General features: G+C 60.6%; 20 protein-coding genes and 1 tRNA gene. 19 read left to right on the top strand and 2 right to left on the bottom strand.

What is annotated here, in order from left to right:
* The first annotated feature begins 2 nt into the window (after positions 1–2).
* The 14 genes from D5261_RS00175 to D5261_RS00110 all read left to right on the top strand — a co-directional run bounded on the left by D5261_RS00175 (position 3) and on the right by D5261_RS00110 (position 12,791).
* A complete protein-coding gene (locus D5261_RS00175) occupies positions 3–740 on the top strand; it encodes a phage distal tail protein (RefSeq protein ID WP_119319944.1) in 738 nt (245 codons plus the stop codon).
* 3 nt (positions 741–743) lie between these two features.
* The gene (locus D5261_RS00170; RefSeq protein ID WP_125205816.1) at positions 744–3,182 is read left to right on the top strand and encodes a hypothetical protein; all 2,439 of its coding nucleotides are present in this window, start codon (positions 744–746) and stop codon (positions 3,180–3,182) included.
* 8 nt (positions 3,183–3,190) lie between these two features.
* A complete protein-coding gene (locus D5261_RS00165) occupies positions 3,191–3,571 on the top strand; it encodes a hypothetical protein (RefSeq protein WP_125205815.1) in 381 nt (126 codons plus the stop codon).
* Positions 3,571–4,443 carry a LamG domain-containing protein gene (locus tag D5261_RS00160; protein ID WP_119319941.1) on the top strand — a complete coding sequence of 291 codons (873 nt, stop codon included), beginning with the start codon at positions 3,571–3,573 and terminating at the stop codon, positions 4,441–4,443. The genes D5261_RS00165 and D5261_RS00160 overlap by 1 nt, the downstream gene beginning before the upstream one ends.
* Positions 4,444–4,468: 25 nt before the next feature.
* A complete protein-coding gene (locus D5261_RS00155) occupies positions 4,469–5,113 on the top strand; it encodes a hypothetical protein (RefSeq protein WP_119319940.1) in 645 nt (214 codons plus the stop codon).
* A complete protein-coding gene (locus tag D5261_RS00150) occupies positions 5,113–5,829 on the top strand; it encodes a phage tail protein (protein ID WP_119319939.1) in 717 nt (238 codons plus the stop codon). Before D5261_RS00155 ends, D5261_RS00150 begins: the two co-directional genes overlap by 1 nt.
* A gap of 86 nt (positions 5,830–5,915) precedes the next feature.
* A complete protein-coding gene (locus tag D5261_RS00145; protein ID WP_119319938.1) occupies positions 5,916–8,450 on the top strand; it encodes an SGNH/GDSL hydrolase family protein in 2,535 nt (844 codons plus the stop codon).
* A gap of 2 nt (positions 8,451–8,452) precedes the next feature.
* Positions 8,453–9,769 carry a phage BR0599 family protein gene (locus tag D5261_RS00140; protein ID WP_119319937.1) on the top strand — a complete coding sequence of 439 codons (1,317 nt, stop codon included), beginning with the start codon at positions 8,453–8,455 and terminating at the stop codon, positions 9,767–9,769.
* A 9-nt stretch (positions 9,770–9,778) separates the two neighbouring features.
* A complete protein-coding gene (locus D5261_RS00135) occupies positions 9,779–10,231 on the top strand; it encodes a hypothetical protein (protein ID WP_119319936.1) in 453 nt (150 codons plus the stop codon).
* Positions 10,232–10,293: 62 nt separating this feature from the next.
* Complete coding sequence (locus D5261_RS00130) at positions 10,294–10,563, top strand: hypothetical protein (protein WP_119319935.1); 270 nt, start codon at positions 10,294–10,296, stop codon at positions 10,561–10,563.
* A gap of 2 nt (positions 10,564–10,565) precedes the next feature.
* On the top strand, positions 10,566–10,871 hold the full coding sequence (locus D5261_RS00125) for a hypothetical protein (RefSeq protein WP_119319934.1): 306 nt from the start codon (positions 10,566–10,568) through the stop codon (positions 10,869–10,871).
* Positions 10,872–10,950: 79 nt separating this feature from the next.
* Positions 10,951–11,205 carry a hypothetical protein gene (locus D5261_RS00120; RefSeq protein ID WP_119319933.1) on the top strand — a complete coding sequence of 85 codons (255 nt, stop codon included), beginning with the start codon at positions 10,951–10,953 and terminating at the stop codon, positions 11,203–11,205.
* Complete coding sequence (locus D5261_RS00115; protein ID WP_119319932.1) at positions 11,202–11,744, top strand: hypothetical protein; 543 nt, start codon at positions 11,202–11,204, stop codon at positions 11,742–11,744. Before D5261_RS00120 ends, D5261_RS00115 begins: the two co-directional genes overlap by 4 nt.
* A gap of 147 nt (positions 11,745–11,891) precedes the next feature.
* On the top strand, positions 11,892–12,791 hold the full coding sequence (locus D5261_RS00110; RefSeq protein ID WP_119319931.1) for a nucleotidyltransferase domain-containing protein: 900 nt from the start codon (positions 11,892–11,894) through the stop codon (positions 12,789–12,791).
* Between the two features lie 64 nt (positions 12,792–12,855).
* On the opposite strand, the gene D5261_RS00105 is transcribed toward D5261_RS00110, so the two are convergent.
* Entirely contained in the window at positions 12,856–13,038 is a 183-nt protein-coding gene (locus D5261_RS00105) for a hypothetical protein (protein ID WP_119319930.1), read from the bottom strand.
* Positions 13,039–13,158: 120 nt separating this feature from the next.
* Between D5261_RS00105 and D5261_RS00100 the strand changes: the two genes are divergently transcribed.
* Positions 13,159–13,235, top strand: a tRNA-His gene (locus tag D5261_RS00100).
* A gap of 92 nt (positions 13,236–13,327) precedes the next feature.
* Here D5261_RS00100 and D5261_RS00095 read toward each other — a convergent pair.
* On the bottom strand, positions 13,328–15,304 hold the full coding sequence (locus D5261_RS00095) for an FG-GAP repeat domain-containing protein (RefSeq protein ID WP_119319929.1): 1,977 nt from the start codon (positions 15,302–15,304) through the stop codon (positions 13,328–13,330).
* A gap of 674 nt (positions 15,305–15,978) precedes the next feature.
* On the opposite strand from D5261_RS00095, the gene D5261_RS00090 reads away from it, so the two are divergent.
* From D5261_RS00090 to D5261_RS00075, 4 genes are all read left to right on the top strand, one after another.
* Positions 15,979–18,042, top strand: coding sequence for an RICIN domain-containing protein (locus tag D5261_RS00090; protein ID WP_119319928.1), 2,064 nt, complete (start codon positions 15,979–15,981; stop codon positions 18,040–18,042).
* Positions 18,043–18,073: 31 nt separating this feature from the next.
* Entirely contained in the window at positions 18,074–19,756 is a 1,683-nt protein-coding gene (locus tag D5261_RS00085) for an RICIN domain-containing protein (protein ID WP_165863975.1), read from the top strand.
* Between the two features lie 132 nt (positions 19,757–19,888).
* Positions 19,889–20,932, top strand: coding sequence for a DUF4380 domain-containing protein (locus D5261_RS00080; RefSeq protein WP_119319926.1), 1,044 nt, complete (start codon positions 19,889–19,891; stop codon positions 20,930–20,932).
* A 102-nt stretch (positions 20,933–21,034) separates the two neighbouring features.
* The gene (locus D5261_RS00075; protein WP_119319925.1) at positions 21,035–22,066 is read left to right on the top strand and encodes a LacI family DNA-binding transcriptional regulator; all 1,032 of its coding nucleotides are present in this window, start codon (positions 21,035–21,037) and stop codon (positions 22,064–22,066) included.
* The last annotated feature ends 15 nt before the right edge of the window (positions 22,067–22,081 follow it).

The raw sequence follows: 22,081 nt of genomic DNA, 5'->3' as shown, positions 1-22,081 counted from the left end.
TGATGAGCTACTTGCTTCAGTATGGCGGCTATACATTCCCTGGCACGATGCGGCCCGCCGGCGGGGAAGCGCCGGCGGACCTCGCCGAACAGGAACGGCCGCGCGCGGATGGATCCTCGACGCAGATCGCCCGGCAGAAATCGCGGATACTGACGATCCGAGGCGAGATCACGGCGGCGGACGCCGACTCCCTCAACGTGATCTATGAGGCGATGCGCGCGGCCTGCGCTCCTGGGCAGGTGGCCGCGCTCTATCATGGCCGCGACGATCGTTACGTCATGGCGCAGGCGGAAGGCTGGACGACGGATTACAGCGACGGAATGCTATACGGCGTCGTGACGGCGATCGCGATCACGTTCCGCGCGAAGGATCCGGCATGGTTCGACGCCACCGCGACGACGCCGACGCTCTCATCCGCCGGGGGAACGATCGTCAATGCCGGTACGGCGCCGAGCAAGCCGGTCTGGACAATTACGATCGGGACCGGCGGAACAGGCTCGGTCACGCTGACGAACTCGACCACCGGCGAGACGGCGACGATCATCGGGACGTTCACCAGCGGCGACGTGATCGTCATCGACCGCGCCGCCTATACGGTGAAGCTGAACGGAGTCGCAAACTTCGGACTGCTGACGGGACGGATCCCTGAGATCGGCGTCGGCTCCAACACGATCGCGCCCTCGGCGTCGACCGTTTCCATCGCCTCACTCGCCTGCTCTTACACCGCGCGTCGGTACTAAACCATGGCTATCAATTTTGACATCGAACCCAGGTTCATCAGCGGTACGACCGGGCTGAGATTGCAGGTCAACCCTGATGACTTCGTTGACGGAACGAGCTGGGAGTTATTGGAGGCGGGCGGAACAGGGCAGATCAATGTCAGTCTGGCGCGTCTCTATGACGTCGCTCTTGGCGTCGCCGGCGGGGACCTGGTGGAGATCTGGGCGCGGAACACGGACGGCGCCGAGACGCTGCGCGCGCGCGGCGTGGTGACGATCCCAGAGCCTACTCTTGATCTTAAAGAAAAGTGTGTGCTCACAGCCTACGGACGCATGGAGGATATGAACCATGTCGTCCTCGATAAAGTGATCGTTCATCCGGCCGACAAGGATCTGAGTGCGTTCGCCGCCGAGATTGCCGACGACTACGCTGCTCGGCGCCCGGGCCTTGTGTTTGTACGCGACATCCAGGACACCGGGGTGAGCCTTGAGACGCTGACGCTCTCCAATACAACAGCGCGCGCCGCGATGGATCAGCTCCAGCAGCAGGCGGGCCGTAATAGCGTTTGGGGCTGGGACATCGATCCCGTCACAAATCTGGACCGCTTTTACCTGCGCCCGCGAGTGGCTTCCGTAGGGCATCAGTGGTTTGTTGGCGACCGTGTCAAGGTCCTGAGTTCGCCGCTCGATCATACCAACATCGCCAATGGCATCAAGCTCCAAGGCGGCCCGGCCAAATATCCGCAGTTAGTCACAAATCCGAGCTTCGAAATCCCGATCGTACCGAACGAGGCGTCGGGCAACATGCTGAGCGACGGCGGGTTTGAGGGGAACATCACCTGGAATTACATCAACGGCGCCTCTCGCAATAACTATGATCCGTCGTCCGGGCATAACGCGAGCGCTCACTCCGGACAGTGGTACGCGATTCTCGACAACGCGAACGAAGAGATCTGGCAGGAAGTTCCAGTTACTCCCGGTGTGCAATATACCGCTTCTCTGTTTGCCCGCAGAGAGAACGGTTCTCTCGCGAATGTCGGCTCCTTGATTATTGAGGGGCGCAGTTCGTCGGGAACAGTCCTGGAGACACCGCAGCCGCTTCCGATCGCGCCGTCATCTACCGCGTGGTCTGGAGGGCAGGGCTCGACGATCTTTGCCGGAGACGCGCTGACCACGAGCGTCACGTTCACCAACACCAGCACGACCAAGGCGCGGATCCGCATCAAGACGACGAACGGCACGGGCGGCAAAGGACTCCTGATTGATGACGTTGTGTTTGCTCAGGCCGGGGCGCTTGGTCAAACAGGCTGGATGGCGGATGACCGGAGTGGATCCACCTTCACATCTGAGTTTCGATCCATCGACTGGGCATGCCGAGGCGGCTCATTCGATGGGATTTACGGCGTCCGCGTGGATGTGGCGCCAACGACGGCGTATGACCCTGTCCTCGAACCGATCGGCGGGCTCGATGGTGGCAGTAACGGCAATCACTTCAAGCCGACACCGTCGCAAACACTAAGATGCAGCGCTCAGGTTCGGATGGCTCCCGGCCTCAATTCCTCGGCGGGGAATGTTCGCCTGGAGTATACGGAATGGTCCGGTCCAGGCAGCGAAACCCAGAAGGTTCGTCCTTCTGGAACTTCCATTCCTAATGACGGAGCCTGGCATTACATATCGATGGATGTCACTGCCCACGGCGACGCGGCGTCGGCGACGATAGGACTGAGCTTCGGATCCGCTGGTGTTTACGATATCGACTGCATCAGCGTGCGGGATTCGGCGGCGGGCGATGAGTTCCTGCGCGGGGCCAACTTCGAAAAGTATGTTGTCGCGGAAGACACTTCGCTGACTGGAGTTTCCGCTGCGGCGGCGCTCTCGTTCACGACGTACGGCAGGCGTGAGAGCGTCGTCTCCAATCCCGACATTGTGACCTGGAACGGCGACGCGAAAGCCTGGGCCGGCGCTTACTTCACCCGCAACGCGGTTCCGCTTCGGCGCGACCGCGTTGAACTGATCCACGAGCACACGCAGGCGCCCTCCCCAGGCGAAGGGACGCAGGTGCGCGTCTCAGGGACGGCCGCCGCCGACATCACCGACTGGCCGGCGCGCGCGCAGTATACATGGTCGAAGGCGACGCTTGCGGTTTCGCTGGAACTCTCCAACGAGCGGCCGACCGTCGCGAAGCTGCTGCGCTCGCGCAGTGGATCGTCCAGCGGCACCGGCAGCGGCGGAGCGTCGTCGATCGCGGCGGTTGGATCGGGGACGGGCGGCGGCGTCACGACACCGGTACCGACTCCGGTGGCCAGTAGTACGGTTTCAGGTACGGTAAAAACGACCGTGGACCATGTGGATCCTACCGTCTACGAGAAGACCGAGATGGACGCGATCATTGCGGCGCTTCCATCCGGCGGTTCCGGCGGCGGGGTGGGCGGAACGCTCTATCTCTATGACCATTTTTCTTGAGGTGAATCATGTCCACTGCTCCAATATTTACCGCAACGCCGGTCATCTCATCTGCTCAGATCTCGACGGCAAACACAAATCGCGACGGCACCGGAACATTGGCTGATATCGCCACAGGTGCGACAAACGGAACAAGGATCGACAGAATCACCGTTATCGCGACGGGCACGACATCCGCTGGCATGGTCAGACTTTACATCTACGACGGGACAAACAATCGCCTGTGGAAGGAAGTGCCGATCACGGCCATTGCTCCGACTGCCGCGATTTCCGCCTTTGCCAGTGTCTTGCCCGCTCAGGCGCTCATTCTCCCAAATGGCTATAAGCTGCGCGCCAGCACGCACAACGCCGAGACTTTCAACGTCATCGCGGAAGGCGGTTCCTATTAATGGAAAATGGGTTCTATGGATTCCCAACGCCAGGCCGTGACTATAATTCTCCGTTCCAGCTCGTATCCACGCTACCGACCCCAACGCCGGCGCTGCGCGGGCAGTTGTTTCTTCTGCAAGCCCAAATCGCAGCGGCGACGGGATACCAAGATGCAGTTTACGCCACGGCGGGATTGACCAATTACTGGAAACTTGATGAAGTCGCAGGGACGACGCTCACGGATAGCAAGGGGACGCGTAACGGGACCTATTCGGGAATCTACACCCTGGGCCAGATGGGAGCGACGCCGGATGTTGGGAACCGAGCCGTCCTATTCGGCGGCGGCAATGGGAGCGTGACAAACGGATCTGCGGACTGGGTCGGCGGAGCGATGTCGCTGGAGTTCTGGTACTACAGCACCAGCAGTTCCAATACATCCGTTTGCGGTCTTCGAAACAACACGACGGCCGACTTTTACTGCGACATCCTCAATTCCACGCAGCTTGAATGCCGATTCCGAAACAGCTCCGGCACCGCCTTTACGCTGAACCCGTCACCTGGCGCGTTCTCGACCTGGCATCATGGCGTTATGGTCTACGACGGTTCGACCACGCTGTCGGCCTACATCGACGGAGCGCTCGCCGCGCAGACGACCAGCGCTGGCGGTACGATTAGCTCAACGACCAGCGCAATGACGTTCGCAAAGGATGTGCAGGCGCCGAATTTTGCGGGACGGCTCGATGAGGTCGCGGCGTACAATGTGGCGCTTTCCCCGACGACGATCCTCTCACACTACACGATCGGCACGGCCGCCAGCACGCCGGATCGCTTCTATAGTGTCATACAGAAAGTGGACGGTACGTATCAGTGGGTCCAAATTCCGACGGTTTAACGCCTGCTGATCCTGGTAAATCTTAATGTCTAACTACTCGGACAACTTCCACCGGACGGATACCACGGCTGGCGGAGCTGGCAGCACATCGGGAGCCGGCAACGGCTGGATCGATGTTCAGGGCGGCATCTGGAGTATCACCGGTAATTCGCTTATTGGCGTCGCGGACACATTGCCCGGCGGCGCCTATGCCAGAGACTTCCTGCTGCGCCCCGCCAGTGAGAGTTGTCTGGATCAGCAAATCCTCTGTGAGATCTTGGGGCAGCCCGACAACCAGCGCGCCAATTATCTGATCCTCCGCTACCAGGATATCAGTCACTATTACTCGCTGGGATTCAATCGCGGCGTCAATTCATCAATCCTATTCAACATTGCGAAGTTCGAAAACGGCGCGCTGATCTATCTCGCGTCGCAGGTCATAAATGGCGTGATCGGGCATGCCTACCGGATGGTCTTCACGGCGATCGGAGCGACGCCGACGGCGCTGACTGGCACGCTGATCGATATGACGGCCGCTTCGGTGGTCGGCTCATTGAACGCGTCGGACAGCACAACCTCTTTGCAGGCGGCCGGCCAGTCGGGGCTGTCGATCTTCGCGGACACATCGATCAGCCTGGTAACGCTGACGGACCGGTCGCCGCTTAATCTCGCAGTGTCGCAGGTGTATTGATGGCAAAGCTTCTGTGGACATGGGGGGCGCCGGCGATCGGGCCTGCTCCCGATTCGTACAACCTTTACCGCGGGCTGGCGTCCGGCGCGGAAACGCTTTACCAGACAGGCATCACGAACACGCAGTTTCTGGATGCTGGGGCTTCGCCTGGGACGACGTACTGGGGATATGTAAAGGCCGTCGCCGCTGGCATCGAGAGCCCGCCGAGCAACGAAGTTACTATCACGGTCGGCCAGCAGGGGATGTACCTGTTCTCCACCGGCACGCTTTATGCGGACGCCGGCGCGGGGCCGGTGGAGTTCGCGCTGGTGCAGGACGTCGCCGTGATGATCGCCGGGCAGCGGCGCCTGCTCTACGACGCGCCCCAAGTCTCGGCGCATCCGGTCGATGTGGGGTTGTTCGGTCGTGAGGCGTACATGCAGGCGGTCAATGCCTCGTTCAGCGCCGCCGCGCTTCAGATGCTGCTGGGATCGACGCAGAGCGGATCTAATCCGGTGGTGGAGACGCTGGGCCGAACGGTGACGCTCCCGATGTTCTCCGCCGTGCTGACGACGCAGAGCACAGGCGGCTTGCAGCAGATTTACACGTTCGGGAATGTGCGCGCTCCTGGCGTCGTCCTCCCCGCGAAGCTGGAGGATTTCACGCTCCCGCAATTCGCGATGCACGGCTACCCGGACAGCGGCGGCGTGCTCGCCACCGTGCAGATGCAGTTCTGATCAGGCGTTTATATTCCGCGCGGAATAATTTTCTCTGGCCGTCCTCAATCGTGAGGCGGCTTTTTGTTTGCCTGGAGCTATTCACTATGCGCCGATTTCGGACATCGATCGCGGTCATATTTCTATTTCTGCTGCTAACGCTGGCGGCGCTGGCCTCTCCCTACAGCGACAACTTCGACAGCGACACACTCAACTTCCTTCCAACCGGGTGGAGCACGACCGGCACCGCCGGAACGGGTACCGCAAGCGGCGACCGGGTCGGCAACGGCGCGTTCTACTCCGGCGCGCAGGCGCTGTCGCTCCCAACATCGGGCGCCTGGACTTGGTATAACACTCAAACTTACACCAACCCCACGGTCAAGTTCCATTTCAAGGCGGCGTCAACCATTTACGGATGCCTCGTCCTGCGTTTCAACGGGACGAGTACAGGCATCGTCGTTTTCCCGCCCGCCGCCGGCGCGTCCGCCATTTCCGTCAAGAATTATGTCTCGAACACTCCCACGACGCTGACGCTGACGGGAGGGACGGCGCAGGCCGGAACGCTGGTGAGCGGCACCTGGTATTACTTGGAAGCGCAGGTTGTCGGAAATAATATCTCCGTGCGCTGCTACGGCGCGGCGGCGACGCCTTCGGGCTGGGACGGAACGGTCACAAGCAGTACGATCACGGCGGCCGGGTACAGCGGCATTCGGCAGACCGGCGGCTCCAGTAATGCTTATGTGGATGACTTCGCCACGCAGGAAGTCGCCGTCGCCAGTATCGCCGCCACGCCTGTCTCAGCGCCCGGCTACGCCAACGGGACGACACAGAATTATTCGCTCGTCCCTACTAGCCTGACGTTCAGCGGCTCGACGGCATTCGCATACACGAGCGGTGGCACCGGTGTGTCGATTGGCTCGCCGACTTATAATTCGGGCGATGGGTCAATCACACTTCCGGTAAATGATGGCACCCTGCCGACCGGGACAATCACACTCACGGACACGACGGACGGCGTTTCCTTCACGATCACGCCGACTGCCCCTTCGTTCGCGCTCTCTCCCACCACACTGACAGCCAGCGGCGGCGCGCAGAGCGTCACCGTGACGGGGACAGGGACCGCATTCGCAGTGGGAACATCGACGCAGTTCAGCGTTTCTGCCGGCGCCACCATCGCCTCTCAGAACGCCACGAGCACGACGGCGGCGACATTCACGGTCGATCCCGGCAGCCTCGCGGGTGGATCCACGATCACCGTTACTGGGCCATCGGGAGCAACCCAGACGCTTACCGTTTCGGCCGGACCGGCGACGGCGCTGACGCTGACGGGACCAACCTCTGGCGCCGTGAATGCCGCGTCCACGAACTTCACGGTCGCGCTCTCTCCCATTGGCTCCACGCAGTCCAGTCGGATCGTGACGCCGGCGGTTTCCGGGCTTGCGGGATCGTTTACGCCGACGACGGTGACGCTCTCGACTGGCGCGCCGTCGGCGACGTTCACCTTTACGCCGACGGCGGCCGGCACGGGCACAATCAGCGTGACCAACGACGGGACGCTCACGAATCCCAGCACGATCTCCTACGTCGCCTCTTCGTCTCCGCTGACGCCTGGCGTCACCACGTCGGCCGTCATGACGCCGGGCAGCAATACGATCACGATCTCGTTCTCGGGATCCTCGTCGTATACGACGGGCGGAACGCCAAACTATACCGCGCAGTGGCGCCGCTCCACGGATCCGGCGGGCCTCAGTCCCGCCTGGGCCAATGTCGGCAGCGCCACCACGGGAGTGACCGCGACGACCGTCCCGCCGACGCTGGTCGATAATACGGCCGTGAATGGGACGCAATATTATTATCAGCTGTCTATGACGGACCAATCGTCTTCGGTCGTCTACTACCCGATCATCGCCGGCGAGCCGCTTCCCCTGGTCAGCTTGATCCTGATCGGCGATTCCTGGCTGGTGCAGAATGCGCCGAACGCGGCCACTGCGGTCATCGCATCCGGTGATTTGCTGGTGTCCCAGCTGCGCGCCCGTCTCGCCGGCGTCGCGCGGGTCACGACGAGCAATCAAGGCGTCGCGGGCAAAAATACGCTGGACTGGGCGCCGACAGGATCTCTCCTGCCGGCGGCGAAGACGGCGGCGCCGCCTGGGACATATCCCATTGCCTTCATCGAGCTCGGGATCAACGACAGTTCCATATCGTTTGGGAACTTCAGCCCCAGCACGTACCAGACGCAGCTTCAGGCGATTGTCGATAGTCTCATTACGTCGGGCTACACAAAGGTGCTCTTGCAGTGCCCTCCCTACATTATGAGCCAGGGAACGAACCATGTGGACGCTTCCCTGGCGAAGCTCGTGGGCTACCAAGGAGCCATCGCCAACATCGTCACGGCGGAGGCGACAACAAACCCCGGCAAGGTCTTCAATAATGATCCGTCAGGATTGATGTACCAGATGACGATGGACAATTACGGGGTGATCGGTTCGGACTACGTTCACCCGCTTGGGACGGGAAACACGATTCCCGGCGATGTCTATGTCTCGATGGTGTGGGCGAACAATATCGCCAATGTCCTTTATCCCGTCGCCACCGGAACGGTGAATATCAAGCTCGGCTTTCAGCCTCGGAGGGGCCGTTAATTATGCGATCCATGAAACGTATCGTCACGTCTCTGTCGGTCCTGTGCTCGCTCTGCGTGAGCGCCATCGCGCTGGGCGCGCCTGTGCTATACCCTGGCCCTACCATCATAGACGACACCGGAACCAGGCGAACCCCGACGTCGATCTCCGTGGCGTCAGTTACGGACATGGATGGAAACGCCATTGCCTCACCTGGCGCCGTCGCGCACTTTGCCGGCAGTAACAGCGGTGTGGTCTACGACGCCGCCGCGAAGGGCGAGGCGTGGATCACGCTGACGCCGGTACTCGCCGGCTCCACCTTCGCCTCTACGCCGCCCGTGATTTTCTGCTCGGCCGATCCGCAAACACTCGTGGCGGCGAACACGACGGCGGCAAGCACCAATAAGGCGATTGTCCTTGCCACTGGGGTCGTTGGCGCGTCGCCCACAACGACGGTAATCCCGACGAATCTGTCAACTACGGCTGGGGATATTTACAGCGGCGATGAAGTGACGTGGCTCACTGGACCCAACGCAGGCAAGGCGTCGCATGTTCTGTCCTGGTCGGCGACGGGCAGCACGCTGACGCTGGCGGCGGCGCTCCCGAATGCGCCGACGGCGGGCGATACATTCAGCCTGAGTCCGTACGGCAAAGGCTTGACCAACCTCGTGACCAATCTGGGCACGGACGGAAAGGTCATCCTCAGCAGCAACACGCAGCCGTCGATAGTCGCTTCAAGCGTCACAACACCGGTCGCTCTCGCCGGCACTCAGTCGTTCAACAACACAGGACAGACGTTGCCGATCCCTGCTAATGCAACCCAGTGGGCAGGCGCGACGATCTCGACCGGCGTCCCGCTTGCGGCCAGCGCCTACACGGTCCCGCTGACGGCCGCTCAGTACGCCAGCGCGCCGGCCTGGTGGCTTCCGCCACCGACCGACTACCAGCAGCGCGCGGTACCGGTAACCCTGCCGACTACGCCGCCCACGGGATACGGCGGGAGCTCAGCGGATACACCCGGCACGACAACTCTCCTCGCACGTCTTCCGGTGACGCCGCCCACGGCGGCGCAGATCGTCGCCGCAATCGACGCCGATGTACTGGAGGCGGGAGGGCTCACACGCAAGCAGGAAGAGGCGCTGGCGGCGAGCACCGATCATCACGCTTACCGGTCCAACAAAAACCTGCTCACCGGCGTTGTGACGACACGCTACTACAACGTGACGACGGACGGCTCGATCGGCTCGACGCTTTATGCGACTGAGGTATTCACGCCTCAGATCGGCACGACGGACGCGACGCGCGTCTGGACTTACACCTCGGCGCTGACGACGCTTTAGGAGGCCGACATGCCAGGAGCAAACGAGGCGGAAGGACATAACGCCGAGGGGCAGGATCCAAACAACGCCGCGCCGTTCACGCCGCCGTCCGGATCACATCCGACCATCAAATGCCCGACGAAGGTCAGCGCTCAAAGCGTGACGACCTTTAAGGCTGGGGATACGCTCCCGGATCTCATCGTTGTCCTTCAGGACGCCGACGGGAACCCGGTCGATCTGACCGACGCGCAGACGATCATGTTCCGCATGGGCGCGCCGATGGATCTGACGCCGAAGGTGGATGCAGCCGCAACGCCGCCGACCGACCTCACGACCGGCGTGGTGACCTACCCGTGGGCGTCCGGAGACCTGGACACCGCGCAGGATTGGCGCGGCGAGTTCCATGTCACCTGGACGGATGGCAAGGAAATCACCTTCCCCAACGCGACTTATCTCCCGATCAGCGTCCTGCCGCTGGCGTAACCGCGTCGCGCATTTTCAGCCGCCTCAATTCTGGGGCGGCTTATTTTTCGACACTTTGAAATATGAAAACGAAAAACCAACCCTCTCCCGTCCCCAGTCTTCATTTCGTGATGATCGTCGCGAGCGTCAGCCTTATTGTCTTGTCCATGTTCTTTTACATGTTCGCGCCATCAGGAAAAGAACAGACTTTCGCCGGTGTGATCACGCTGATGCTCGGATTTTTAACCGGCAAGCTCAGCAACCAGTTTGGCCGCCCGCTGCGCGCGGCCGCGTCGGTCGACGCGGTGCCCGACGATGACGACGACGAGGAGGACAGCGACTCCGGAGATTGATTGTGAACGCTCTCAAATCGTTCCTGCTGCTGACGGTGGCGGCGGCAGGTCTGATCCTCACCACCAGAATAGGAAACCAAATCATGGCTAACCAGACCGACCTTCAGAACAAGATTGCTGAACTTGAAGCGGTGTCGAATAAAAACAACGCCGACGTCAAAGCCGCCTTCCAGGCACTGGAGACGAAGATCGCGAACGCCGGCGGCGCCGGCCCGGACCTTCAGCCGGAGATCGACCGCCTGAGCGCGATCCTCGGCATCGAGAACGACACCAACGCGGCCGCGCAGAACGTCATCGCGCAGGGCTAACCCAGTCCGTTATCCATTCTCTTCGAAGCTCTGAGGCGATGGCCTCAGAGCTTCTTTTGTTCGCAGCAGGAGAAGTCATTTGAAAATCAATCTCTGGGGCTGGCTAAAGTCCCTTTTGAACCATAACCGAACCGCCATCGCGTCGGTTGTGACCGCCGCCGCCGTCACGGCGTTTCAGAGCGCAGCAGCCGGTAAGGTCAACTGGCCTCTGGTTGGCGTCTCTGTCGTCACTGCTGTCGGCGCCGCCGCCAAGAGCCCCGTGCTCTCGCCAACATCTCAGGATCCGCCGGCGGGATCCAGTGAAGAGAATGCGAATGAAGGGAGCGGAAATTGAGCATCCAAATCAGCGCCGCAGAGAAAGCGGCGCGTCAGCAGGCGGTCATCGCACGCGCCACCCAATATATCGGAACGAAGGAAGTTCCGCTGGGGTCGAACGAAGGCCCCATGGTTAACCGGTTTCTGCTCGCGGCAAACTGCGCGCCCGGCAATCCCTGGTGCATGGCGTTCGTCTACGCCATGTTCTCGTGGTCCGCGTACACGAGTGTGAATGGACAGACCTTACTGATCGCTACGGCCTCCTGCCAGGTCCAGGCGGATCACGCGAAGGCGAACGGGTTGCTGGTTTCGGCCGACGACGCGCGTGAACAGCTCGCGCCGGGATGGGTGATGCTCAAGTGGGAGCCGGAGCTCGGCCGCTACGCACATTCGGGAATCGTGACTTCCTACGATAAGGCGTCGGGAGTTTTCAAAACAATTGAGGGCAATACGAACACGGATGGCGGACGTGAAGGCGTGGAAGTGGCGCGGCAAACGCGCGGCATCAACGATACTGCGGGCGGCCACCCGAAGTATGCGTTCATTCGGACGGCGTGATATTCTTTGGCGGCCGATCGAGCTTTGCTCCTGGCATTGACAGGCAAGTTCTCAGGGCGTAGAATCTCGTGTAACAGGCTTGGCCCGCGATTGATCCGCCGGCCAGGCCCAAGTACAGAGTGATGCGAGTGAGGACCTGATTCTAGAATGAGCACGGTGCAAAAGCTGACGGAGCGGGGGCTGGTGAAGCCTCCGAAGTTTCTTCCGCACAATATTCAGTATGAGACGATTATGGGCAGCGTGGCCTACGGAACTTCCAATGATTTGTCCGATTCCGACATTTATGGATTCTGTATCCCCGAGAAGGAGACTCTCTTTCCTCATCTGAGCGGAGAGATCCCCGGGTTCGGTCAGCAAATCGAGAGGTTCGAGCAGTGGCAGATTCATCATGTGCTCGACAAGAGCGCAGGGGCAGGCAAGGGGAGGACATATGACCTGACGATTTACAACATCGTCAAATACTTCCAGCTCTGCATGGAAAACAATCCGAACATGATCGATTCGCTCTTCACGCCCCGAACCTGTGTGCTGCACAGTACGCAGATCGGAAACATGGTGCGCGAGAATCGGCGGCTGTTTCTGCACAAAGGCGCCTGGCATAAGTTCAAAGGATACGCCTACAGCCAGATCCATAAAATGAACAGCAAGGACGCGCCGGTCGGCAAGCGGAAGGCGCTGGTCGAGGAGTTTGGGTACGATGTCAAATACGCCTACCATGTCGTCCGTCTGCTCGATGAGGTGGAGCAGATTCTGATGGAAGGCGACATCGACTTGCAGCGCAACCGCGAGCAGCTCAAATCGATCCGGCGAGGCGAGTGGACTCAGGCGGGTGTCCTTTCGCACTTTGAACGCAAGGAGCGGGATCTGGAGACGCTGTACACCAACAGCAAGCTGCCTCCCGCGCCGGACGAAGGGAAGATCAAGCAGCTTCTTCTGGACTGCCTGGAGCATCACTACGGCAGCCTGAGCGACTGCGTGGTGAATGTGGACGCCGCCGCCGATGCATTACGGCGCATCCGAGCCATCATTGCGCAGGCAGGCTATTGAGGAGATCCGCGCAAAATGATGGGACATTGTCGGGAAATGGCAATTCGGAGCCTCTCACGCGGTTTCATGGGAGGCTGAGTGAGAGTAATTCTTCTTGGCTTCGTATATACACATTTGAATGATTGGAGAGGTCATTCGACACACCATAGGCCACGCTGCCCATGATCGTCTCATACTGAATATTGTTCGGAAGAAACTTCGGCGGCTTCACCAGCCCCCGCTCCGTCAGCTTTTGCACCGTGCTCATTACGCCTGCTCCTTCTCGATATTATACTACTCTGCAGATGTTCGCGAGGATTTTATTGTCGTATCCGTAAAAAATATTGACAGTTCGGAATGCGCTAGGTATAATAAGGTCTCTCGCATGGCGGTTGTAGCTCAGTCGGTTAGAGCGCCAGATTGTGGTTCTGGAGGTCGTGGGTTCGAGCCCCATTAGCCGCCCCAGAGTGAAGCAAAACGGGCCGGAGCATTATGCTCCGGCCCGTTTTGTCGTCAAGTCGATCGAGATCCGTGTCTAACCCCTGCGGCGTGGCGTATTACCTCGCGCCGGAGACGATCCAGCCATCTCCTGGATTCAAGGAAGGGTTGCTGGCGCTGTTAATCACGCTGATGTTATTCATCTCCCAAATCTCAATGGGACCGCCCCAGGATTGCTGAAAGACAAGATCCGGGTTCACCTGTCCGTACAGGCTTGTCACCGCGACCACATTCGATTTCGCCGGCGCATCGACGGACATGCGACTTCCTCCGGCAAAAGCCAGTCCGTGCATGTACCAGACAACCAGAGCAGGGCCGTTTTGGAATTGAATGTCCGAGGCGCCGTCGCCGTTATAATCTCCGATCCCTACCACTTTCCATCCTGCGGTCGTCTGATTTGACGTCGGGCCGCCGCCAATGTCTTGCGCTCCATCCATAAACCGGACCATGATCGCATTGGTCGTCTGATTTTGGAAAGCCAGGTCAGGTTTGCCGTCGCCATTGAAGTCGCCAACTCCAACGACTTTCCAGCCGGTTGCGGGAGTTGGGAACGCGACCGTTTCGGTGACCACAAGGTCATTCAAATACCAGGCCACTAATGAGCCAGTCGCTGAATTCTGAAACAGAAGGTCGATCATTCCGTCGCCGTTGAAATCGGCGACGCCCACGACGTTCCAGCCGGCCTGAGGTGTCGTCGTCACCAGCCCCCCATTAGTAAATTTTGCGCCGTTTAAGGTCCACAACACAACTGAATGCGTATAGGCGTTTTGCAGGGCGAGAACGTTATGTCCGCTCATTCCGCTGCCGCCTTCGTATGCGCCGATGGCCGGTGGCGTCTTTCGCGCCTGGCCTGGAAGATCATTGGTAATTCCCGGTACTGGCGTCCCGGCGCCAATGCACGGAGAGGTGTACTTCAGAGTCAGGTTGCCGCTTCCTGGGTTGATGAACTGCGGATTGACGTTGATGTTTCCGGCGCCCACGTGGCCGCCTTGAATGTCGCAGTATGTCGCGGCGATCGAACCGAATATTTCGCCGCCGGGATCGCCGTAAAGGATGCAGTCCGTCAATGTCGAGCGTCCGCCGCTGCCAGCGTAGGTATAGTTGTAAACGCCGCCGCCGGCGCCGCTCGCCGCGTTGCCCGACAATGAGCAGTCGTTGAGCGTGGAAACGCCGCCAGAGCCGGAATAGGCGTAGTTGTAAATACCCGCGCCGTAGACGCTGCTGTTATTCGACAGTGCGCAGTTCTTAAAGGCGGCGAGCCCGCCGCTGCCGGAATATGTGTAATTGTAGACGCCGCCGCCGTTGCCGCCCGCCACATTGCGCGATAGGGTGCATCCCGTCAGCCAGGTTCTGCCGCCCGTGCCGGAGTAAGTATAGTCATAGATACCGCCTCCGTTGATAGTGGCGCTATTTCCTGTCAGGGCGCATTTCGTGAGCGCTGTGTTCCCTCCGGCGCCGGAGTAGGTGTAGTTATAGATCCCGCCGCCGTTGTAAGCACTGTTTTTTGACAGGGTGCAGTTTTGGACGGTGGCTGTCCCGTAATTCAAAATTGCGCCGCCGTTGCCGGTTGCAATGTTGTTCGCCAGTGTGGAGTTGAGGAGAACCAGGGAGCCTGACTCCACGAGGATACCGGCGCCGCCCGTTCCTCCCGAATCCATTCCGTTCTGGATCGTAAGGCCCGAGATAGTCACCGTGGAGCTGGCGGAGTTGATATGGAATGGCCGGTAAGTCCCGCTTCCATCCACTGCGATCAGCGATGCGCCTGGCCCCTGAATCGTTGCGCCCACCGTAATCGTGGGAAGAGCCTGAAGTGTGGGGCTGAGAATGATCTTGCCCGAGAGGCCTTTTTGGAATGTGATCGTGCTGCCTGCGCTGGCGTTCGCGGCGGTAATCGCCGTTCGCAACTGTCCCGCGCCGCCGTCATCCGCGAGACTGGTGACATTATATGTAAGAGCGCGCGAAGGATTCGCGGCAAAAAGGGCGCTGGCGACTGAGAGAAGCAGCGTTGAGATACCGGCTCGACGTGAATATTTCATTTGGTCTCCTCCTCGGAGAGCAAGCCGATCGGATCGCCTGCCGGAATCGTTTTCCGGCGATGCGACTTCGGGTTGGAGGATCAGAAGTGAGTGTGAAGTAACAGAGAATGGGGCGCGTCAACTGGCAAGATCAGTGGGCGAACGCTCCGTCAGCGTGACGGAATGTCTCTTTTGCCGGATTGTTTTTCGAAAGCCGATGAAAGTGGTAAGGGCGTGAGCGTTTAGCGCTATGAGGTGAAGATCCGCGCTTAACGGTGGCAGGTGCGCCGATGACTGCGAGTGGTGCAACTGGCGGTTTGCTGCATATTCCTTCCGACCACTGCATGTCTATTTATACCACCAAATAGAAAAACTTTAATCCGCCATCTGAATATCCATCGGCATCGCATGCGCCGCTCTCAAACGTGTGCGGCCGCAAGGCGGAAATTAGTTCTTGACACGGGTCCGAGCGAGTGATATAATCGTGATGCAACGTTACAGCATTTGATTGGGCCGTTTATCAGTTCGTTTCTTTTGAGATATTTGCAATTCTAATTTTTGGGAGAACTTATCAAGGAGGGAAGCGGAAACGATCGAATCGGCCGACTTATGTCGGATGCGGGTATTTGAAACGTGAGATCTTTTTGTTATGATCGCAATTCATTACGATCACGCCGAAACCAAAGGAGGTCAGGATGAAACAGGATCGACAGGGATACGCCGCTTCGGCGCAGCGGAGATTGCGCGTCTGGGCATGGCTGGGAGCGGTCGCGGGGTTGGCGGCCCTCGCGCCGGCGGATGCGCAGTCGTCGCGCGATCCGTGGCTTCAGCCGTTCGCGGCGAGCAGCATCTGGAATACGCCGATTGGGTCCGGCGCCAGCTATACGTCCATCACTCTGGGGCAGTTTGGGGATCTCCTCCACGATCAGGAGTATCTGATTCAGGAAAACCCGAACGATCCGCTGCGCAAGATCGCACAGCCAGGCAACGCCAACGCTTATTTCAATATCCATGTCGCCGACGGCTGGTTTCCTGAGCCGTACAACTTGCCCTACCATACGCCAAATAACTGTGCGGCGTTTTTGGAGCCGGACGGCGTCTCGCTATACCAATTCACCCCGCTCCGGCGCGACGACGGAGCCGGCAACGGCTACACGACGGGAGACCTCACGGGTTTCTATTTCAACGGAAACGACGGTCCCGAATATCTTTCCACCAGTCTCTATGGACCGGGCAATGGCGGCGAGCACGCCGGCAGCGGCCTGTCCTGTCTGGGCGGCGATATTCGCAAGGGCGAGATCACGGACAACAATCTGAGCAACCCGATTAAGCACGCCATTAAGATTGAGCTCGATTGGGATCAGCTCTACCGAAATTCCAGCGACAGTACGAACCGAAATCAGACGTTCCGCTGGCCAGCGACGACCTCGGACGCGGGGTATGCGGGCTACCTCGGCGGGAACTCCGCCCTGCGCATGGGATCACTGCTGGCCGTTCCTTCCAGCGCCACGGAGAGCACTCTGGGGCTGCAAACCGTCCCGGGCAAGAAGCTGTTTCACGCGCTCCAGGACTTCGGCGGCTACGTAGTGGACACCTCCGCCGCTAATAATTTTCGGCCGAATGGCGGTCACCGGCTCAATATCTGCTTTGAGAACGGAGTCGAAACCGATTTTCAGAGCGCATATGGCTACGCGCTGGACTCGGGGACGGCGACGGGGACGGCGTGGTACTCCGACGTGCGGGCGATCTACGGCGCGCTCAAAGTCGTGGACAACAACACCGCAGCCAGCATCGGCGGCGGCGGAACGCCGCGCGCCTCCACGCTTCCGCTGAACTATGCGATCAACCCGAGCTTTGAATACAACCACGCCGCCGTCTCCGCGCCCCTCGATTGGAGCAAATACAGTCCCAACGGCTCCGGCGATTACAATGCCTGCTATACCGAAAACCTGGGCGTGGCGCATCGCGGCTCCTATCAGATGGCCTGCTATCGCAGCTCCGCCTACTCCATCCAGCCCTATCAGTTGATCGCCAATTTGCCGAACGGGACCTACACGCTCAAGGCCTGGGTGCAAAGCAGCGGCGGACTGAGCACCGCGAATATGTACGCCTGGCGCTACGCCGATCCAAATGGCGGCGCGGTTCTGACCGCCGGGATCCCGGCTACCGGTTCGGGCAGCGGGGACTGGGTTCAGATCAGCATCAGCGGCATTCCCGTCTCGGACGGCGAGTGCGAGATCGGTTTCCAGATTGCGGGCGCCGGTCAGTGGGTGCGCATGGACGATATCGAGCTTTACCAGTCCGGCCCGGTCAGCGCGAACATCGCAAACGGCGTCTACGCCCTGACGCCCCAGTGCGCCACGGCCTGCCGCCTGGACGACTCGGGCGGCGGAACGACCGCCGGATCCAACGTCCAGATCTGGACGAGCAACGGTCTCAATCCCCAGCGCTGGTCCTTCGCGCGTCAAAGCGACGGCTACTATAAAATCACCTGCCAGCAGGGCTCCGGCCTTTGTCTGGATGTGAATGGATCGGGAACGACCAACGGAACCAACGTCCAGATCTATACCGACAATGGCGGCAACGCGCAGCGCTGGCTGGTGACCGATACCGGAAGCGGAACCTACAAGCTTACGCCCAAATGCGCGCCCGGCATGTGCCTGGACGTCAACGCGGCCTCCAGCACGCCGGGAGCCAATGTGCAAATTTGGACCGACAACGGCAGCTCCGCGCAGCGGTGGACGATCGCCGCGAATTGATTTTGAACGAAACATACAAAGGACAAACGCGATGACAACAACTCTCAAAAACTCCGATCAGAAAAGCCGGAGACACAAATCGGCGTGGATCGCGATGGGCGCGGCTGCGCTTGCCCTGGGACCGATGGGCGCGGCGCAGGCAAGCGCCGCATTCAGCGGGGCGGATTCTCATGTCGTCTACCAGGGGCGCACGGTTCCCTTCAACGATCAGTACAGTCCCGACGGCAAGGCCGTGAAGTTCTACTGGGAAGGGACGGAGATCCATATCAAATTTCACGGCAGTACGACGTTCCGAATGAACCTGCGCGTCTCGGAGGATCGGGACGGGAGCGGCAACCTGCTCGTCCCCGGCTTCGCCGTTCCCTTCTGCTACATTCTCGACGGAACGCCGCTGACCAACAGTAACGGCTCCCTGCGCCAGGACAGTATCCTGACGCTTGGCGATACCCAAACGGTCGCCACGGGACTCTCAACGGGTACGCATACGCTGGTGATCCGGGACAACGGCGACACCGCCAGTCAAAGCTGGCTGGAATCGATCGTTCTGGACAACGGCGCGGCGCTGGACCAGGCCGATCCGCTGCCCAATCGACGCATCGAGTTTTACGGCGATTCCACGACATTCGCCTCGCCGCTCTCCGGTCCGAACGTCCCGGGACCGAACGACGACCCCAATGACGATCAGTTCTGGACCGCCAGCAGCTACAACGCCTACACCGGACAAACGGGCCGCAATCTGAACGCCGACTACCGGATCATCGGCAAGGGCGGCATTGGCGTGTCCTACGGCGCCGCCGGAACGCCGATGCTGTCCGTGTGGAACCGGCTGGCCTTCTCGACCGCCGAGCCGCTATACGATCTGACACAGTGGACGCCGGATGTGGTGGTCGTCGGTCTTGGACAGAACGACAAATCCTTCATCGGCCAGGGCGGATCCTACGATGTGGCGTATACCAAATTCGTCGCCGACTATCTGACTCAGGTGAGAAACCTGCGGACGGCTTACCCGAACGCCGTAATCGTCTGCATGAACACCACGATGACGGATCCGACATTCTTCGTGAGCCAGGACGGGATCAACGGTCCCTTCACCCACTTACAGACCGACTCCGAATTCGCGACGGCTCGCACTAACGGCAAGCTGCTCGTGCACACATTCACCCAGCAGGGATTTGGATTCCATCCCAAGGCCATCCAGCACAAGTTAATGGCGGACAGTCTGACCCAGTGGATCTCGAACGCCACCGGATGGAGCGCCGCCGCCGTGAGCGCGAACATCGCCAATGGAATCTACGCCCTGACGCCCTCATGCGCCACGGCCTGTCGTCTTGACGATTCCGCCGGCGGAACCACGAACGGCTCGAACGTGCAGATCTGGACGAACAACGGCCTCAACCCGCAGCGCTGGTACTTCACGCGTCTTTCCGATGGCTACTATAAGATCACCAGTCAGCAGGCGACTGGTCTTTGCGTGGATGTCAGCAATTCGGGGACGACGGACGGAACCAACGTCCAGCTTTACGCCGATAACGGCACGAGCGCGCAGGAATGGCTGGTCACGGATACGGGCAGCGGAACCTATAAGCTGAGCCCGAAATGCGCGCCGGGTGCGTGTCTGGATGTCAGCAACGCCTCTAGCGCGGCGGGGACGAACGTGCAGATCTGGACCGACAACGGAACCAACGCTCAGCGATGGACGTTCACCGCGTACTGATCGCCGGCGCCGATGAGCCATACGATCTTAAACGATCGGATGGCTCATCGGCGTGTTGACAGGGGCTATTCCGAGGGATATAATCTGCTGTAACGCTTTATCCGTGGAACGCTACGGACGACTGGAGACCGGATGATGACCCTCCGACGCACCGCGCTGCGTCTCGCATCGATCGCGACGACGTTTTCGGTCCTGTGCGCTCCTGCAAACGCCGCCCATCGCGGCGCGGCGGCCGCCGCATCTCGCTCCTTGGTCCGCGTCGAATTGATCTCGTTCCGAGGATGGAGCGACGTGTATCGGATCACGAACGGGACGGCCGACCTGATCGTGGCGCCGGGAATCGGCCGTATTCTTGACTATCGCCTCACCGGGCAGCCGGCCACGAACCCACTGTGGATCAACCCGGCCCTGGCCGGGCAATCCGCCGCGGTCATGCCCGGCGACTGGGCGAACTTTGGCGGCGAAAAAATCTGGCCTTCGCCGCAGAGCGATTGGCCCGGACATCAGCATCAAAGCGGGGAATGGCCCCCGGACCGCCAGTTCGAATGCGGCCCCTACAGCGTCAGCCGCCTCCCAAATGGGATCCGCCTTACCGGGCCCTGGGTGAAAAACTACGGCCTGCGCGTCGTGCGCGACATCACCATGGACCCGCGCGGGGCGAGCGTTCACCTATCCCAGCGCTTCATTAAGAGCGCCGGCGCCGCGGACACATATCGCATCGGGGTGTGGAGCATCGCGCAGACGCGCCCCGACGCCTTCGTGACCATTCCTCTCAGTCCAAATAGCCGCTTTCCCAAGGGATATATCGCTTTGACGCCGGGCGCGCACGGCGATCCGAATTGGCGCGTGGCCGGGCGCACGCTTCAGATCCATCACGTCAATCATGTCGACAATAAGCTGGGCGTGGATAACCCCGCGAACCGGCTCTCGGCGCGTTATCCAAGCAGTCCGTCCCGCGACACGGTCTTTACGATCCAGTTCGGCTCCCGGACGCAAGGCGCCTACCCGGATCATGGATCCAGCATCGAAGTATACAATCGGGGCGATCCCGCTGTCGCGTATCTGGAGCTGGAGGCGCTCAGTCCGCTGTCCGCTCCTGGGCCGGGGCAATCGGTCGATCAGGAAGCCACCTGGCGCCTGCAAACCACGGCGCGGCGGCGGGCGCATTCCCGGTGAAGGCGTCGGGGCTTGCCGCTTGGCGAGTTGACAGCGCGTATGAAGAGTGATATAATTTTGCTGTAACGTTTGAGCGGGCGTCGCGGCGGGAGTTTGCTTGCAATGGCGGTGAGATTGAAGGATGTTGCGGACCGGGCGGGGGTGTCCGTGTCGGCGGTTTCCAACATCCTGAGCGGATACTCGAAATCCCGGATCAAGCCGGAGACGCAGGAACGGGTCCGCCAGGTGGCCCTCGAAATGGGGTACCGGCCCAGCGCCGTCGCCCGTGCGCTGGTGCGGCGTCAGACCGACACGCTCGGCGTCGTTTTGCCCCCGACCAGCCAGGCGCCGCTGCGCGATCCATTCTTCAGCGCCGTGCTCGAAGGAGTCCTCCAGGCGGCGACGACGCGCGGGCGCGACACGATGGTCTTCACGGCTCACCCAACGTCGAGCACGCAGGAGCGCCTGGGCAAGCTCTGCGATGGCCGATGCGACGGCCTGATCGTCCTCTACCAGCCCTCCGAAAATGATATCCTCACCGAGCTGCTCAATCTCTCGGTCCCGTTTGTCCTGACAAGCGACTGGCGCGAGGATCCGCGCCTGTTCTGCGTGGATGTGGAGCACCATGAGTCCATGCGAGCCATGACCGAGTATCTGATCGGCCTCGGGCATCGGCGACTGGCGCTTCTTAGCTCGAATATCGGTTACTATGTCGGCCCGCGCATCGCGGGGTATCAGGAAGCGCTGACGCGGCAGGGAATACCCGCCGATCCGCGTTTTCTCATCTCCGACCTTATCCCATGGGACCCGAGCACAGTGCTGCGGGCCGTGGCCGCGCTGATGATGCTTCCGATCGATCAGCGCCCGACCGCGCTGCTCTGCACCAACGACAGCCTCGCGGCGATCGTGATTTCTGCCCTTAGCCGTGTCGGCCTGCGCGTGCCGGAGGACATCTCCGTGACCGGCTTCAACGACGACAGCAGCGCCGTGCGCCAGCACCCATCGCTGACGACGATCGCTCAGCCGTATGAAACGATCGGCGGCTGCGCCATCGATCTCGTGCAAACCCAGCTCGACGATCCCGCGACGCCGCCGCAGCGGCTGCGTCTTCCGACGAAGCTTGTGATCCGCGAATCGACGGCTCCGGCAAAGTAGGCGGCGCGCTTTCGT

It is taken from the genome of Capsulimonas corticalis, from assembly GCF_003574315.2.
In the GTDB taxonomy this organism is placed as follows: domain Bacteria; phylum Armatimonadota; class Armatimonadia; order Armatimonadales; family Capsulimonadaceae; genus Capsulimonas; species Capsulimonas corticalis.
Note: the sequence above shows the minus strand (reverse complement) of the source record. Positions and strands in the feature narration are given on the sequence as shown.